Below are 14,851 nucleotides of genomic sequence, written 5' to 3' on the forward strand. Positions count from 1 at the left end.
AAGGGCTCCTCAGGCCGCCATCGCTCCCCGTGCTACTTCCCATTGCGGTTCGAGGGCCTCCCGGCGCAGGCGCTCGCGCTCGGGCACGCTGAGGAAGCTCGCGTTCAGAGCGTTCAGCGTCACGGCCTTGAAGTCGTCGATCGTCCAGCCGAACTCCTCCACGGCTCGTGCCCACTCCTGCGAGATCGAGGTGTTCGACATGAGGCGGTTGTCGGGGTTCACGGTCACGGTGAAGCCGAGTCGGTAGAGCAGGCCGAGCGGGTGGTTCGAGCGGCCGTCGACGACGTGGCGCGAGTTCGAGGTGAGGCACACCTCGAGCGGAATCCGCGCGTCCCTGATCCAGCTCGCGAGCGGGCCGAGCTCGATCCGCTCGATCGCATCGGGGCCCGCGGCGGCGATCTCGACGATGGCCGTGCGGATGTCGAGCGGATGCCCGTCGAGCGTCATGTCCTCGACGATGCGCACTCCGTGGCCGATGCGCAGGGGATGGCCGCGGTGCACGGTCGTCTGCAGGCTGTCGGCCCCGGCGTGCTCGCCGCCGTGCAGGGTGAGCGGCACATTGGCGTCGTGCACGATGCGGCACGCGTCCAGGTGGTCGGTGACGGGGTGGCCGAGCTCGTGGCCGGCGAGGTCGAAGCCGGCGACGGCCGGCCCGTGATGGCGGGCGGCGAGCTCCGCGATCTCCGCGCTGCGCTCGCTCGTGCGCATACCGCAGAGCAGCTGGCGGACGCGGATGCGGCGGCCGGATGCCGCGGCGACCGCCTCGCCCTGAGCGATGCCCTCCGCCACCGCGGCGACAGTGTCGTCGAGGCTGAGGCCGCCGAGCACGTGCTTCTCGGGCGCCCAGCGGCATTCGGCGTAGACGACGCCGTCCGCGGCGACGTCCTGCACGAACTCGCGGGCGACGCGAGCGATCGTCTCGGGGGTCTGCATGAGCGCCGTCGTCAGGCCGAACTTGTCGTCCCAGTTCGCCGGGATGGGTTCGGCGTCGCGGTGCATGAACCAGTACGCGAGCTTCGCCGGGTCGGTGTGCGGCAGCTGCACGCCCTGCTCGTCGGCCAGCTCGATGACCGTCTCCGGCCGGAGCGACCCGTCCAGGTGGTCGTGAAGGCTGATCTTCGGGAAGCGCAGGTATTCGGCGCCCTGTTCGATCCACCGCGGGGCGGCGGGGACGGCGTCGGCGGAGAAGGAGGTCATGGCACCACCTTGGACCCGAAAATGCGCAACTTACGCAACAGAAACAATATTGGTGCGCAACGGAAACAACAGACTGCAAACGTGGGAGCACCTCAGCACTCGACTCCACGTCCGCACGCTTCCTGATCGGAGGGCACCATGGCCGCGCCCGCGCCTCTCAACCCGCTCCTCTCTCGCCGCTCGCTGCTGCGCGCGGCCGGCCTGACCGGCGTCGCCGCCGGCGGCAGCCTCCTTCTCGCCGCCTGCGGCGCCAAGGCATCCACCTCGTCCACCGGCGCGAAGAGCCTCGGCACCGCCTCGATCCAACTGTCGTGGATCAAGAACTACGAGTTCGTCGGCGAGTACATGGCGACCGAGAAGGGCTACTACAAGAGCGCCGGATTCCAGTCGGTCGACCTGCTCGCCGGCGGCACCTCGACGACCGCCGAGTCGATCGTGCTCGCTGGGAAGGCGACGGTCGGCCTCTCCTCGCCGCCCATCACCGCCGCCAGCATCCTCAACTCCGGCGCGCCCCTCAAGATCATCGGCGCCACGTACCAGAAGAACCCGTTCGCGATCGAGTCGATCGGCTCGATCACGCCGATCCGCACCCCGAAGGACATGATCGGCAAGAAGATCGGCGTGCAGTCGGGCGGCAACCAGACGCTCTTCGAAGGGCTGCTCAAGGCCAACGGCATCTCGAAGTCCGACCTCGAGATCGTGGGCGTCGAGTACGACAACACGGTGCTCAAGCAGGGCAAGGTCGACGGATTCATGTCCTATGTCACCGGCGACATCTCGCTCAAGGAGGAGAAGTACGACGGCCTCGTGATGTCCTTCGCCGACAACGGCCTGCCGTTCGTCGCCGAGACGTTCACGGTCACGCAGGACAGCATCGACAAGAACCGCGAGCTGCTCAAGGCGCTGCTCGTGGCCGAGATCAAGGGCTGGCACGACGCGATCCTCGACCCGGCGACGGCCTGCGCCTACGCCGTGCAGAAGTACGGGAAGGACCAGAACCTGGTCTGGGGCGAGCAGTATGCACCGGCCGTCGAGCTCGCCAAGGAGCTCATCGTGAGCGACGACACCAACGCCAACGGCCTGTTCACGATGACCGACGAGCTCGTCTCGCAGAACATCGCCTCCCTCAAGACGATGGGCTACGACATCTCGGCCGACAAGCTCTTCGACCTGTCGCTCCTCGACGAGGTCTACAAGGAGCACCCTGAGCTGATCAAGCCGATCACCGCGCCGAGCGACCTCACCGTGCCGAAGATGCCGACCGTCTGAGCCCGCCCATGAGTCAGACGGCACCAGACCTCATCGCGCAGCGCACCGACGCCGACACCAACGCCGACACCGGCACCGGTGTCGTGCTGGACGGGCTCACAAAGCGCTTCCGACTCGGCCGGTCGCGCGAGCTCACCGCCCTCGAGAATGTGACGCTCAGCACGCAGCGCAACACCTTCCTCTCGCTCATCGGTCCCTCGGGGTGCGGCAAGTCGACGATCCTGCGCATCCTCGCGGGCCTCGAGTCGCCGAGCGGCGGCGTCGCGACGATGAACGGCAAGACGCCGGAGGATGTGCGCGCCGACACCGAGCTCGGCATCGCATTCCAGGACTCCGCGCTGCTGCCGTGGCGCACGGTCGAGCACAACATCCGCCTGCCACTCGAGATCGCCGGCATCACGCCGCAGCCGACGCAGATCAGCGACCTCATCTCGCTGGTCGGCCTCTCGGGCTTCGAGAAGGCCAAGCCGGCGCAGCTCTCCGGCGGCATGCGGCAGCGCGTCTCCATCGCGCGCGCCCTCGTCGTGCAGCCCGCCATGATGCTGCTCGACGAGCCGTTCGGCGCCCTCGACGACATGACGCGGCAGCGCATGAACAGCGAGCTGCAGCGCATCGTCTCCGAGCGGCCTGCGACGACCCTGATGGTGACGCACGGCATCGCCGAGGCGATCTTCCTCTCCGACGTGATCGCCGTCATGCAGGCGAAGCCCGGCCGCATCGCCGCGATGGTGACGATCGACCTGCCGCGCCCGCGCACCCCCGAGGTCATGCGCACACCCGAGTTCCACGCCTATCAGGACCGGCTCTCGGCGCTCCTGTTCGGCGACCCCCGCGAGAGCTGACGGCGCAGGAGGGCTTCATGGCGATCGACGAGCGAGCAGGCATCCGGATGCCTCGCGCCTTCTTCATCCCCAGCGCGAGCTCGCGCTCACTGGGCTACGCGGCAGGCGGCATCGTGTTCCTGCTCCTCGTGTGGGAGGCGCTCGCGCTGTTCGCGTTCCACGGCAGCGGCGCGATCCCGACGCCTGCCAGCGTCGTCGCGCAGTTCGTCAGGGACCTCGCCGACGCGCGCTACTGGAACGGCATCGGCGTCACGGCGTGGGAGGCCGCCCGCGGCTTCTTCTGGGGCAACCTGATCGCGCTCGCGGTGACCGCGGTGGTCTTCCTGATTCCCTGGCTGGAGGGGGTCTCTACCCAGCTCGCCGTCATCACCTCGTGCATCCCGCTCACCGCGATCGCCCCGCTCATCGTGCTGATGTCGCCGCAGTCGAGCCGCCTCGCCTGCGTCGTGCTCGCGGGCCTCAGCGTCTTCTTCACGACCGTCGTGGGGTCGCTCGCCGGGCTGCGGGCCGCCGACGCGGCATCCGTCGATCTCGTCCATGCCTACGGCGGCGGGAAGTGGAAGGAGCTCACCAAGGTGCGGCTCGTCGCCGCGCTGCCGCACATCATGTCGGCGCTCGTCATCGCCGCGCCGGCGGCGTTCGTCGGGGCGATCCTCGGCGAGCTGTTCCTGAGCGGCGTCGACAGCGGCCTCGGCATCATGCTGATGGCGGCGCAGATCGCGGTGAAGCCGCAGCAGCTGTGGGCCCTCGCCCTGCTGTGCGCGGCGGTGGCCGGGGTCGCGTATGCCGTCATGTCGCTGCTCGCCCGGGTCGCGACGCCGTGGTACGCGCAGGCGAGCGGCGGCTCCGGGGTCGTCGCGACGACCTACCGGCGGCCGCTGCGCCACTTCGTCGTGACCATCGTCGCCCTGCTCGGCTCCGCCGCGTTCCTGCTCGTGCTGTGGCAGCTGATGGTGCTCGTGCTGCCGCTCAACCCGTACATCGCGCGCAGCCCGCTGCAGGTGCTCCAGTACGTCACGCAGGACCCGACGTTCGGCAACACGACGGCTGCCGCGATCCGCCACCGGCTGATCGGCCTCACGGTGACGACGCTGCGCGACGCGGGCATCGGATTCGCCGTCGGGGTGGCCGCGTCCATCCTGCTGGCGCTGATCTTCTTCCTGCTGCCGCGGGCGCAATCGGCCTTCATGCCGCTCGCCATGCTGATGCGCACGATCCCGCTCGTCGGCTTCGCGCCGATCATCTACCTGATCTTCGGCAACGGGGCGCTCACGATCGGACTCATCGGCGCGATCATCGTGTTCTTCCCTGTGCTGATCAACATGAACTTCGGGCTGAGGTCGGCGACGGCGCAGACGCTCGACGTCGTGAGCGTGTACGGCGGCTCGCGACTGACGGCGCTGCGCAAGGTCGCGATCCCCTCGGCGCTGCCCCAGCTGTTCGCGTCGATCAAGATCTCGGTGCCCGGCTCGCTCGTCGCGGCGATGCTCTACGAGTGGCTGTTCAGCCTGCAGGGGCTCGGCGGCGACATCACGGTCGCGAACGCCCACTCGCTGTACGGCGAGACCTGGGCGATCGTCATCGCGGTCACCGGCATCTCGATCGTCGCCTACAACATCGTAGAGCTCATCGAGGTCCCGGTCCTCGCCCTGTGGGGCCCGCAGGCCGGGCGCCACGACTGACCCACCGCCGGCGCTTTGCGCCACCCGCGCCGCGCGCCACCAGAGAGGACACCATGGCAACCCCCCACATCTCCGCCGAGCCGGGCGACTTCGCCCCCGACGTGATCTTGCCCGGCGACCCGCTGCGCGCCCGCCGGATCGCGGAGGAGTGGTTCGACGACGCCGCCGTGGTGTCCGAGACGCGCGGCATCCTCGGCTACACGGGGACGCGCGGCGGGAAGCCGATCTCGGTGCTGGCATCCGGCATGGGGATGCCGTCCGCCACCATCTACGCGACCGAGCTGGTGCGCTTCTTCGGCGTCCGGCGCATCGTCCGCGTCGGCACGGCGGGCGGCGTCGCGCCGAGCGCGAAGGTGCGTGACGTCGTGGTCGCGACGGGGGCGCACACCGACTCGTCGATGTCCGAGCTGCGCATCCCCGGGGTGCACTTCAGCCACGTCGCGTCCTTCCCGCTGCTCGCGGCCGCGGCGCGGGCCGCCGAGAACGTCGCCTGGCGGGGCGAGCACGAGGTGCACTTCGGCATGGTCATGTCGACCGACACGTTCTACAAGGACCGCCCCGCGGTGGTCGAGGGGCTGCGGGCGCACGGGGTCCTCGCGAACGAGATGGAGGCCGCGGCGCTCTACGCCGTCGCCGCCGCGGAGGGCTGCGAGGCGCTCGCCGTGCTGACGGTCAGCGACCGGCGCGACGCCGAGCGCAACCTCACGGCCGAGGAGCGCGAGAAGAGCTTCGGCAACGCCCTCGAGATCGCGCTCGGCGCGCTCGGGCTATGACGGCGGATGCCGAGCGGGCGCTGCTCGCCCAGGCGATCGCCACGGTGCCGAAGGCCGAGCTGCACTGCCACTACATGGGCACCGTGCGTCACGCGACCCTCGTCGAGATCGCGGGGGCGACGGGCATCGAGCTGCCGCCGTCGTGCCGCGACGGCTACCGCTTCGCCTCGTTCCCCGAGTTCCTCGAGGTGTTCGACACGGCGGGCCGGGCGATCACCCGAGAAGAGGATCTGGCCCGCGTCGCCTACGAGGCGCTCGAGGACGGCCTGAACGACGCGAACGTGATCCATCGCGAGCTGCACGTCGAGGTGCAGGCCCATGTGCGCGCCGGGGTCCCCTTCCGACGGGTGCTCGACGGGGTCACCGCGGGCATCCGCCGCGCGCATCGCACGCTCGGCGTCACCTCTCGCGTGCTCGTCGCCCTCGACCGCGGCACGACCAGTGCGGAGGAGGCCGTCGAGTTCGTGAAGCAGACCGTCGACTACGGCGACGAGCTGGTGTGCGGGCTGGCGCTGTCGGGCGCCGAGGGCGACGGGCCGCCCGAGCGCTTCGCGGCGGCGTTCCAGCTCGCCGAGCGCGAGGGCCTGCGCCGCGCCAACCACGTCTGCGAGGACAACCAGTCGATCGAGCGCGCCCCGGCGGCGAACTACCTGACCAGCCGCGACCTGCTGCGCTGCGAGCGCTACGACCACGGCAACAACCTGGTCAGCGACCCGGAGGTGCTCGCCGAGGCGGCCCGCGACGGCGCGGTCTTCAACGTGGTCACCTTCACCTCGGCGGAGGGCCGGCGGGCGTCGCGGCGCGCGTCGATCAGGGTGATGAAGGATGCCGGGCTGCGCCTCACCGTCAACTCGGACGACCCGGCGATGTTCGGCGTCACGGTGCGCGACTGCTATCAGACCCTCTTCGACGAGTCCGGGTGGGGCCTCCACGAGCTGCGCGAGATGATCGAGAACGGCTTCGAGGCGTCCTGGCTGTCGGAGACCGAGCGCCGCGCCGCCCTTGCCCGCGTGGATGCCGCCTTCACCGCTCTCGCGTGATGACGGCCGTCACCGCCGCTGCCCGCGCCAGTCGGGTTTGAGCGACGCCGCCGAGCGCGCCTTGAGCGCCGCCCACCACACCCCGGCCCCGTAGGCGAGATCGTCGAGGCGCTTGGCGAGGCCGAAACGCAGGACATCGAGGCGAGCGGGGGACCTGCGGTACTCGAGCGCGATGTCGGTGACCGCGGCGATGGCGACGATGCGGCGCATGCGGCGCGAGAACAGGCATCCGATCACCGCGATCGGCCACCAGTGCCGCAGCATCAGCGCGGAGGCCTGCGCGGCCGCGCTCACGACCCCGTTCGCCGTGAGCCAGGCGCCCAGCGCGTACGGATGCCCCGCCGAGCGCAGCCGGCGCGCGATGCGCACGGCGGTGACCGCGGTGATCGCGACGGCCACCGGAACCGACCAGCGCCGCTGCGCCATCAGCGCGAGCATTACGCCGACGCTCCACGGGGCGAGGATGGCGGGCGCGATCGCCTCGGGGTGCCGCTCGGCGAGGGGTTGCGCGCCGGTGCCGTAGATCGCCTTCCGGGTGATCCAGTCCCCGAAGCGGGCGCGGTGCTCGTGCTCGGCGAACGCCGCCGGCTCGTAGCGGATGCGCCAGCCCGCCTCGGTGAGCCGCCAGGCGAGGTCCACGTCCTCGCCGACGCGCATGGCCGCGTCGAAGCCGTCGCCCAGCGCAGCGACCCGCACCACGACGCAGGCGGACGACGCCCAGGCCACCGGCGAGCGCGGCTTCACCGCAGCGGCGTGGGCGCCCAGGTCGAGCGAGCTGCGCGCGTCCTCATAGCGCGAGATCCAGGTGTCCGAGCCCGCGAGGCCGACGATGCGCGGCACCGCGCTCGCGACCTTCGGGTCGGCGAAGTGGCGCAGCAGCAGCGGGATCGTCTCGACGTTCACCACGATGTCGGAGTCGACGAAGACGACGAACTCGGTCTCGACGAGCCGCAGGCCCGCATTGCGCGCACCGCCAGGCCCGAGGTTCTCCGGCAGACCGAGGAACTCAGCGCCGTGCCGTGCCGCGACGGCCTCGATCGGCGCGGGGTCCGCCGAGCCGTCGTCGACGACGATGACGCGCGGATGCCGGCCGGGGCCCGTGCTCGCGGCGATCGAGCCGAGCAGCCGATCGAGCTCGTCGGCGCGGTCCATCACCGGCACGACGACCGTGTATTCGTCGTGCCGCTCCGGCAGCAGCGCGACGACGGGGTCGGCCATCGCGAGCTCGAGCAGCATGTCGGCGAGGCGCGCCCCCGCGGGCGTCGCGGCGCACACCTCGCGGCCGTGCAGTGCGGCCCGCGCGGCATCCGACAGCCGCACATAGCGGGTGGGCGAGCCCCCGAGCAGCCCACGCCCGCCGTCAACGACGCGCGTGTGCCGGCCGAGCCGCACGACGAACTCGGGCGGCAGGCTCACGTGGCCGCGTCCCGCGCCGCGGCGATGCCGTTGATGCCGTTGAGGGCGCCAGCGGCGGCGTCCACCATCGCGGCGAGCAGCCGTGCGCCCTCGGCGGCGGAAGCCCCGGTCGGGTCGCCGAGCACACCGTTGGGCGCAACCCCTCGCACGCCCTGCCGCCGCAGCTCGGGCAGCAGCTCGCCGATGGGGGTGACGACACCCCGCTCCGCGGCGGCGAGATCGACGGATGCCGGTGCGAGGTGCAGCAGCAGCGAGGTCTCGGTGCGGCCCGCGTGCGCATCGCCGCCCGCCACCCCGCAGGGCACCCAGGCGGCGTCATGTCCCTCTTCGACGAGTTGCGCGACGGCATCCGTCAGGGCACGCACGTTGCCGCCGTGCCCGTTGACGAACACGACGCGCGGCGCCCACGTGCGCAGCGAGCGCGCGAGCTCGACGATCACGAGCGCAAGCGCCTCCTCGCCGATCGAGGTCGTGCCGGGGAAGTCCTGGTGCTCGCCGCTCGCGCCGTAGGGCAAGGCTGGCGCGACCACGACGGCGATGGATGCCACGCGTAACCGCTCGGCCAGGCCCCGAGCGACCGCCGTGGCGATCACCGCGTCGGTGTCGAACGGCAGGTGCGGCCCGTGCTGCTCGGTCGATCCGAGCGGCACGAGCACCAGCTCGGGCGCCCCCAGCGCGGGCCAGTGCGCCTGGGCGAGCTCGGTCACTGCCCCGGCGCCGTGTCCGGTGCCGGGGAATCGGGCGTCGGCGGCGTGACCGGCGCCTCGGCGCTCGCGGGCGCGGCCGGCTTCCGCGGCGAGCGCCGAGGTGCGGGCCGACGCGCCGGTGCTGCGGAGGCGGCCGCCCCTGACGGGGACGCCCCGGCCCCGGCATCCGTCACCCCAAGGTGCCGCTCGAAACCCTGCGGGATATAGAAGTCCTCTCGGCTCAGCTCGTGGATCGACTTGTGCCCGAGCCCGAGCACGGCCGAGTCGAGGCCCATGCGCAGCAGGTCGAGCACGTTCTCGACGCCGGTCTGCCCGTTGGCGGCCAGGCCCCAGAGGTACGCGCGGCCGATCATCACGGCGCGCGCGCCGAGGGCGAGCGCCTTCGCCACGTCGCCGCCGCGGCGCACGCCGCCGTCGAGCAGCACCTCGATCTGGTCGCCGACCGCGCCCGCCACCGCCGGCAGGCACCGGATCGTCGCCGGCGTCGTGTCGAGGTTGTTGCCGCCGTGGTTCGACACCGAGATCGCCGACACCCCGGCGTCGACCGCCCGCTTCGCGTCGTCCACCCGGGTGATGCCCTTGAGAATGAACGGGCCGCCCCATTCCTCGCGCAGCCACGCGACGTCCTCCCACGTGGGCGGGGGAGTCTGCTGCCACTCGTAGTACGCGCCGAAGAACGTCGGCGCCTCGCCGCCCGGCGACTGCAGGTTCGGCGTCGTCAGATCGGGCACGTGGCCCGTCTTCCCGTAGGCCCACAGCCACTTCGGCCGGATGATCGCCTCTGGGGCGAAGTCCCACATCGCCTTGAGCGTCATCTTCTCGGGGATCGCCGGCGAGCCCCAGTCGCGCCCGATCGAGAACGACCAGTCGAGGGTCGCGATGAGCGCCTTCGCCCCGGCTGCCCGGGCACGGTCCATGCGCTGCACCATCTGCTCGCGCGTGCCCGTCCAGTACATCTGGAAGAAGGTGTTCGGATTCGCCGCGGCGACCTCTTCGACGGGCTTCGACGCGAACGACGACAGGCCCATGATCGTGCCGCGGTTCGCCGCCGCCCGCGCCACCGCCACCTCGCCGTCGGGGTGCACAGCTTGCACACCGGTGGGCGAGATCAGCACGGGCAGGGAGATGGGGATGCCGAGCACCGTGGTGTTCAGTTCGCGCTCGGTCTGGTGGCCGGCCACGTGCGGGGCGAACTGCAGCTCGGCGAACGCCGCCTGGTTGTCCTCCGGGGTGCGGCCGCGCTCCGAGCCGGCCACGAGCGCCGCGTACACGGAGGGCGGCAGGCGCTTCTTCGCGCGGCGCTGCGCCTCGAGCACGGTCTCGAACCAGGGATTCTGTCGCCAGGGCATCTGAGCTCCTCGTGTGGATGTGCCGATTATCGGTCTCGGAAGATGTCGGTCACCGCGGGCGCGACGTCGTGGAAGTCGCGCACGAGGTGCAGGGTGCCGTGCCCGGCCTGCGCGAGCTCGCGGCCGAGCTCGACGTCGCGCTCGCCGCTCGTGTCGAGCAGCACGTCGAGCCGGGGCAGCGCGGCGGCGAGCGGGCGCGGGTCGGGGCCGGCGTTGTGCACGCAATCGGAGAGCAGGACGACGCGGCTGTCGCGCTCGGGCGAGCGGGCCAGCTGTTCTGATGCCAGCTGCAGGGGGAACGCGAGATTGGTGAGCCCCCTGGCCGGAATCCGCATCAGCTGGTCGAGCAGCTCGAAGGGCCGCACCGGCGCGCCGATCGGGAGCAGCACCGCGGCGTCCGACCAGAAGGCGATCACGGCGAGCTTGTCGCGCTCGAGTTCCGAGGCGAGCGCGCCGACCGCGGCGGCTGAGGTGGTCATCCGCTCGCCCTTCGACGACCCGGAGACGTCGACGAGCAGCACGACCGCGCGCGTCGAGCGGATGCGGTCGCGCACGATGATGTCCTCGTCCTCGGGCACCGGCCGCTCGGCGAGCACCTCGATGGTCGCGTCGAGGTCGATGTCGTCGGCCGCGCCGCGGTAGGGCAGGCTCGCGAGTACGCCCTGCCCGCGGCGCGACGACGACTCCGCCCGGGGCCGGGGCACGGCGAGCGCCGCCGCGATCGCCCGAGCCCGCTCCCGCGCGGCGGGCTCGACGGCGAGCTGCTCGTCGATCAGGGCGAGCTCGGCCGGGTCATCGGTGAAGCCCGCCTGCAGCGCGCTCGGCAGTTGCGGCGCGCGGGCGGATGCCGCGCCGCGCTTCTGCGCTCGCAGGGCGACGCCGGCCTTGCCTGGCTGGGCTTCGAACAGAGTGGGCTCCTCGGTGAGTTGCTTCGGGGTGCGGCGCAGCGGGCGCGCCGACGGGCGCTGCGTGTGCCGCTCGATGGGGCCGCCGTCGGCGGGCACCTCTCTTCAGGTCGGCCCGGTGAAGGTGGCCGGCTCGAGGATGAAGCGGTCCTCCCAGATCTCGCGCAGCACGCGCTCCGGGGTCGTCTCGGCCGCCTCGTCGAGCCGGATGCGGCCCGAGAGCGAGACGAGCATGGCGTCGAGCATCAGCTCGGGGTACGGCGCCGCGCCGTCGCCCGCGCCCGCCCGGGCATCGGGTACGGCATCCGTCACCCCCCGCAGCTCCGCCAGCTCGTTAGCGATCAGCGCGCAGTCGATCGCACCGCGCACGCTCGCGCCCTGCCGCACGGCCGGATGTGTGCGCGTTGCGCGCGTCACGGCGACCGCGTCGACGACGACGCGCTCGGCCACCGTGCCCGTGATGCCGCCGCGCAGGGTGACGATGCGCTCTTCGGCCGCGGCATCCTGATAGTCCACGACGATGCGGTTGAGGCGGTCGCTCACGCTCATCGACAGGCGGGTTGTGCCCACGTTGTCGTAGGGGTTCATCGACGCGATCACGCGGAAGGTCGACTTGGCGGTCACGCTGCCGACCCGCGGCACCTCGATCGCCCGGTCGGCCATCGCGGTGAGCAGGGTGTTCAGGGTGTCTTCGGGCGCGCGGTTGAACTCCTCGATATAGAGGAAGCCGCCCTGCTCCATCGCCTCGACGAGCGGCCCTGCGACGAAGTTGTCGGCACTGTAGTCCTCGCGCAGCACACGGGCGGGGTTGTGGTGGCCGATCAGCTTCGCGGGGGTCAGGTCGCCGTTGCCCTCGACGAACAGCAGCGGGATGCCCCACTCTGCGGTGATCGCCTTGAGCATGGTGGTCTTGCTGGTGCCCGGCGGGCCTTCGAGGATGAGGTCGCGGCCGGCGCCGACGGCCGCGAGCGCGAGTTCCAGCTCGTGCTCACGACCGACGACGCGCGAGAGGATGCGCGCGCGGACCGCCGCGAGCTCGCCGCCGCGCGTGACGTCGCTGTCGCTCATAACGGATTCCTCCTCTGCGCTCTCTTTCCTAGTACTGCGTCATGCCGCCGTCGACGGCGAGCGCATGCCCGGTGACCCAGGTCGACTCGTCGGAGGCGAGCCACAGCACGGCGTTCGAGATCTCGCGAGGCGGCATCATGCCCGGGATCCACTGCGTCAGCATCCCGAAGAGGTCCGGGTTCTCCTTCTGCCCCCGCTCGAAGCCGTTGTCGGGCAGGCCGAAGATGCCGTTCGCCATCGGGGTGTCGACACCGCCGGGGTGCACGGAGTTGACGCGCACGTGGTCCTTCGCGAGCTCCATCGCGAGGGACTTGGTGAGTCCCGTGACGCCGAACTTCGCCATGTTGTAGGCGAGGTTCCACGGTCCGGCCTTCAGCCCGTTGGCCGAGCTCGTCAGGATGACCGAGCCGCCCCCGCCGTCGATGAGGTGCTGCACTCCTGCCATCACGGTGTTCCACACCCCGATCAGGTTGATGTCGATCGTGGTGCGGATGATCTCGGGCGTCATGTCGTGCCAGGGGCCGACGATGTCGATGCCGGCGTTGCCCGCGATGATGTCGAGCCGGCCGAGCTCGCCGACGCCCTTGTCGACGAAGGCCTTCAGACCGCCGAGATCGCGCACGTCGACCGCTTCCGCGACGATGCGCCGATCGAGCGCCTCGACCTGGCGCACCGTCTCGGCCAGATCGTCCGGCGTGGCCGTGGGGTACGGCACGTTCTCGACCTGCGCCGCGATGTCGACCGCGATGATGTCGGCGCCCTCCTCGGCGAGCCGGAGGGCATGCGCCCGCCCCTGCCCGCGTGCCGCCCCGGTGATGAAGGCGACCTTGCCTTCCACCCGTCCTGCCATGTGCTGTCCTTCCGTGAGTCGTCTGAATCGGGTTACGCGAACCGGGTCACTTGATCGTGTAGCCGGCGTCGACCTTGAGCTCGGTGCCGGTGACGTAGCGCGCCTCGTCGGACGCGAGGAACAGCACGGCGTTCGAGATGTCGACCGGCTCGACCCACGGGATGGGCAGCGCGTTCGTGGACGCGAAGACCTCGGCCGCCTGTTCCTTCGTCGGGTGCTCGACGTCGGGCAGGAAGAGCTTGAACGCCGCCTCGTTGAGGATCATGTCCGTCGCGACGCCCGTCGGGTGCACCGTGTTGACGCGGATCCGGTAGGGCGCGAGCTCGAGCGCGAGCGTGCGCATGATGCCCACGACCGCGTGCTTGCTCGCCGTGTACGCGGCGACGTTCGGCGTGCCCTTGAGGCCCGCCGTCGAGCTCGTCAAGATCATCGAGCCGCCCGTGCCCTGCTCGATGAGGTGGGGGATGACCGCCTTGGCGGTGTGCCACACGCCCGTCTGGTTGATGTCGATGACGTCCTGCCAGTCGGCGTCGCTGACCTCGTGCGTCTTGTCGCCGAAGGCGAAGACGCCGGCGTTGGCCGCGACGACGTCCACATGACCGAGCTCGGCCACGCCCTCATCTAGCGCGGATTTCAGCGCGTCGAAGTCGCGCACGTCGGCCTTGCGCGCGACGACCCGCCGATCGAGCGCTTCGATCTGCCGCACCGTCTCGTCGAGATCGGCTTGCGTCGACCCTGGGTAGTACCTCTCGATGCTCGGGATGCTCTCGCAGATGTCGACCGCGATGATGTCGGCGCCCTCCTGCGCGAGGCGCAGCGCGTGGCTGCGCCCCTGCCCGCGGGCGGCGCCGGTGACGAAGGCGACCTTGCCTTCAACACGACCTGCCATATCCGTGCCCTTCTACTTGAGCAGCTGGCCCGCATCGACGCGGACTTCGAGCCCGGTCACATAACGGGATTCGTCGGATGCCAGCCACAACACGGCATTCGAGATGTCGACCGGTTCCACCCACGGGATCGGCAGCACGTTCAGCGTCTGGAACCGCGGGGCGAGCGCCTCCTTGGTGCGCTGCTCAGGCGTGAGGTCCGGTGCGAACAGCTCGTAGGCCGCAGAGTTCTGGATCATGTCCGTGTTGACGCTGGTGGGGTGCACCGAGTTGACCCGGATGTTGAACGGGGCGAGCTCGAGGGCCGCCGTCTTCATCACTCCGACGACGCCGTGCTTCGCCGCCACGTAGTGTCCGATGTTCGGGATCGCGAGCAGCCCCGCGGTCGAGCTGGTGAGGATCATCGAGCCGCCGCCGTTCGCCTTGAGGTGGGGGATCGCCGCTTTCACGGTGTGCCACACGCCCGTCAGGTTCACGGCGAGCATGTCGTTCCACTGCTCCTCGGTGAGCTCGTCGAGCGTTCCGAAACTGAAGATGCCGGCGTTTGCCGAGACGATGTCGAGCTTGCCGAGTTGCGCGACGCCGGCATCCAGCGCTCCCTTGAGCGCGTCGAAGTCGCGGACATCGGCTTGGGTGGCGACGATCCGGCGGTCGAGCGCCTCGACCTGGCGCACCGTCTCATCGAGGTCTTCCGGCGTCGACATGGCGTAGGGCACCGTGTCGATCTGGCCGGTGAGATCTACGGCGATGATGTCGGCGCCTTCCTGCGCCAGGCGAAGGGCGTGGCTGCGGCCCTGGCCGCGAGCCGCTCCGGTGACGAAGGCGACTTTGCCTTCGACTCTTCCAGGCATGCTGGTTCCTTCTTT

At 70.8% G+C, this 14,851-nt stretch carries 14 protein-coding genes; 5 read left to right on the forward strand and 9 right to left on the reverse strand.

The annotated features are described in order from the left end of the window. Positions 1-9: 9 nt before the first annotated feature. Positions 10-1,197, reverse strand: coding sequence for an adenosine deaminase (locus ABD708_RS02270; RefSeq protein WP_344751659.1), 1,188 nt, complete (start codon positions 1,195-1,197; stop codon positions 10-12). A 138-nt stretch (positions 1,198-1,335) separates the two neighbouring features. Between ABD708_RS02270 and ABD708_RS02275 the strand changes: the two genes are divergently transcribed. Genes ABD708_RS02275 through ABD708_RS02295 form a run of 5 tightly spaced genes read left to right on the forward strand, consistent with a single transcriptional unit; the run spans position 1,336 to position 6,803 of the window. Further along, on the forward strand, positions 1,336-2,466 hold the full coding sequence (locus tag ABD708_RS02275; RefSeq protein WP_344751660.1) for an ABC transporter substrate-binding protein: 1,131 nt from the start codon (positions 1,336-1,338) through the stop codon (positions 2,464-2,466). Positions 2,467-2,474: 8 nt separating this feature from the next. Continuing rightward, positions 2,475-3,308, forward strand: a complete 834-nt coding sequence (locus ABD708_RS02280; protein ID WP_344751661.1) for an ABC transporter ATP-binding protein — start codon at positions 2,475-2,477, stop codon at positions 3,306-3,308. A 17-nt stretch (positions 3,309-3,325) separates the two neighbouring features. After that, complete coding sequence (locus tag ABD708_RS02285) at positions 3,326-4,990, forward strand: ABC transporter permease (protein WP_344751662.1); 1,665 nt, start codon at positions 3,326-3,328, stop codon at positions 4,988-4,990. 53 nt (positions 4,991-5,043) lie between these two features. After that, positions 5,044-5,763: a purine-nucleoside phosphorylase gene (locus ABD708_RS02290; RefSeq protein ID WP_344751663.1), complete on the forward strand. Its 720-nt coding sequence runs from the start codon at positions 5,044-5,046 to the stop codon at positions 5,761-5,763. Next, entirely contained in the window at positions 5,760-6,803 is a 1,044-nt protein-coding gene (locus ABD708_RS02295; protein ID WP_344751664.1) for an adenosine deaminase family protein, read from the forward strand. Before ABD708_RS02290 ends, ABD708_RS02295 begins: the two co-directional genes overlap by 4 nt. A 9-nt stretch (positions 6,804-6,812) precedes the next feature. On the opposite strand, the gene mftF is transcribed toward ABD708_RS02295, so the two are convergent. The 8 genes from mftF to ABD708_RS02335 are packed head-to-tail and all read right to left on the reverse strand — an operon-like array spanning position 6,813 to position 14,836. Beyond that, a complete protein-coding gene (mftF, locus tag ABD708_RS02300) occupies positions 6,813-8,219 on the reverse strand; it encodes a mycofactocin biosynthesis glycosyltransferase MftF (protein ID WP_344751665.1) in 1,407 nt (468 codons plus the stop codon). Then, on the reverse strand, positions 8,216-8,926 hold the full coding sequence (gene mftE / locus ABD708_RS02305) for a mycofactocin biosynthesis peptidyl-dipeptidase MftE (protein WP_344751666.1): 711 nt from the start codon (positions 8,924-8,926) through the stop codon (positions 8,216-8,218). Before mftE ends, mftF begins: the two co-directional genes overlap by 4 nt. After that, positions 8,923-10,275 (reverse strand): pre-mycofactocin synthase MftD, encoded by a 1,353-nt coding sequence (gene mftD / locus ABD708_RS02310; RefSeq protein WP_344751667.1) that lies wholly within the window; start codon positions 10,273-10,275, stop codon positions 8,923-8,925. The genes mftE and mftD overlap by 4 nt, the downstream gene beginning before the upstream one ends. Before the next feature lie 26 nt (positions 10,276-10,301). Next, entirely contained in the window at positions 10,302-11,279 is a 978-nt protein-coding gene (locus ABD708_RS02315; protein ID WP_344751668.1) for a vWA domain-containing protein, read from the reverse strand. Between the two features lie 6 nt (positions 11,280-11,285). Next, a complete protein-coding gene (locus tag ABD708_RS02320; RefSeq protein WP_344751669.1) occupies positions 11,286-12,248 on the reverse strand; it encodes an AAA family ATPase in 963 nt (320 codons plus the stop codon). 28 nt (positions 12,249-12,276) lie between these two features. After that, positions 12,277-13,098: a mycofactocin-coupled SDR family oxidoreductase gene (locus ABD708_RS02325; protein WP_344751670.1), complete on the reverse strand. Its 822-nt coding sequence runs from the start codon at positions 13,096-13,098 to the stop codon at positions 12,277-12,279. Between the two features lie 46 nt (positions 13,099-13,144). Further along, positions 13,145-13,987 (reverse strand): mycofactocin-coupled SDR family oxidoreductase, encoded by an 843-nt coding sequence (locus ABD708_RS02330; protein WP_344751671.1) that lies wholly within the window; start codon positions 13,985-13,987, stop codon positions 13,145-13,147. Between the two features lie 12 nt (positions 13,988-13,999). Then, positions 14,000-14,836, reverse strand: a complete 837-nt coding sequence (locus tag ABD708_RS02335; RefSeq protein WP_344751672.1) for a mycofactocin-coupled SDR family oxidoreductase — start codon at positions 14,834-14,836, stop codon at positions 14,000-14,002. Positions 14,837-14,851: the final 15 nt, after the last annotated feature.

Origin of the sequence: Gryllotalpicola koreensis (assembly GCF_039538185.1) — a bacterium.
In the GTDB taxonomy this organism is placed as follows: domain Bacteria; phylum Actinomycetota; class Actinomycetes; order Actinomycetales; family Microbacteriaceae; genus Gryllotalpicola; species Gryllotalpicola koreensis.

Excerpts from the sequence above, each read along its gene's own strand:
- ABD708_RS02320 (WP_344751669.1), bottom strand. The coding sequence starts at position 12,248 with ATGAGCGACAGCGACGTCACGCGCGGCGGCGAGCTCGCGGCGGTCCGC.
- ABD708_RS02295 (WP_344751664.1), top strand. The coding sequence starts at position 5,760 with ATGACGGCGGATGCCGAGCGGGCGCTGCTCGCCCAGGCGATCGCCACG.
- ABD708_RS02280 (WP_344751661.1), top strand. The coding sequence starts at position 2,475 with ATGAGTCAGACGGCACCAGACCTCATCGCGCAGCGCACCGACGCCGAC.
- ABD708_RS02270 (WP_344751659.1), bottom strand. The coding sequence starts at position 1,197 with ATGACCTCCTTCTCCGCCGACGCCGTCCCCGCCGCCCCGCGGTGGATC.
- mftD (WP_344751667.1), bottom strand. The coding sequence starts at position 10,275 with ATGCCCTGGCGACAGAATCCCTGGTTCGAGACCGTGCTCGAGGCGCAG.
- ABD708_RS02325 (WP_344751670.1), bottom strand. The coding sequence starts at position 13,098 with ATGGCAGGACGGGTGGAAGGCAAGGTCGCCTTCATCACCGGGGCGGCA.
- ABD708_RS02275 (WP_344751660.1), top strand. The coding sequence starts at position 1,336 with ATGGCCGCGCCCGCGCCTCTCAACCCGCTCCTCTCTCGCCGCTCGCTG.
- ABD708_RS02335 (WP_344751672.1), bottom strand. The coding sequence starts at position 14,836 with ATGCCTGGAAGAGTCGAAGGCAAAGTCGCCTTCGTCACCGGAGCGGCT.
- ABD708_RS02330 (WP_344751671.1), bottom strand. The coding sequence starts at position 13,987 with ATGGCAGGTCGTGTTGAAGGCAAGGTCGCCTTCGTCACCGGCGCCGCC.
- ABD708_RS02290 (WP_344751663.1), top strand. The coding sequence starts at position 5,044 with ATGGCAACCCCCCACATCTCCGCCGAGCCGGGCGACTTCGCCCCCGAC.
- ABD708_RS02285 (WP_344751662.1), top strand. The coding sequence starts at position 3,326 with ATGGCGATCGACGAGCGAGCAGGCATCCGGATGCCTCGCGCCTTCTTC.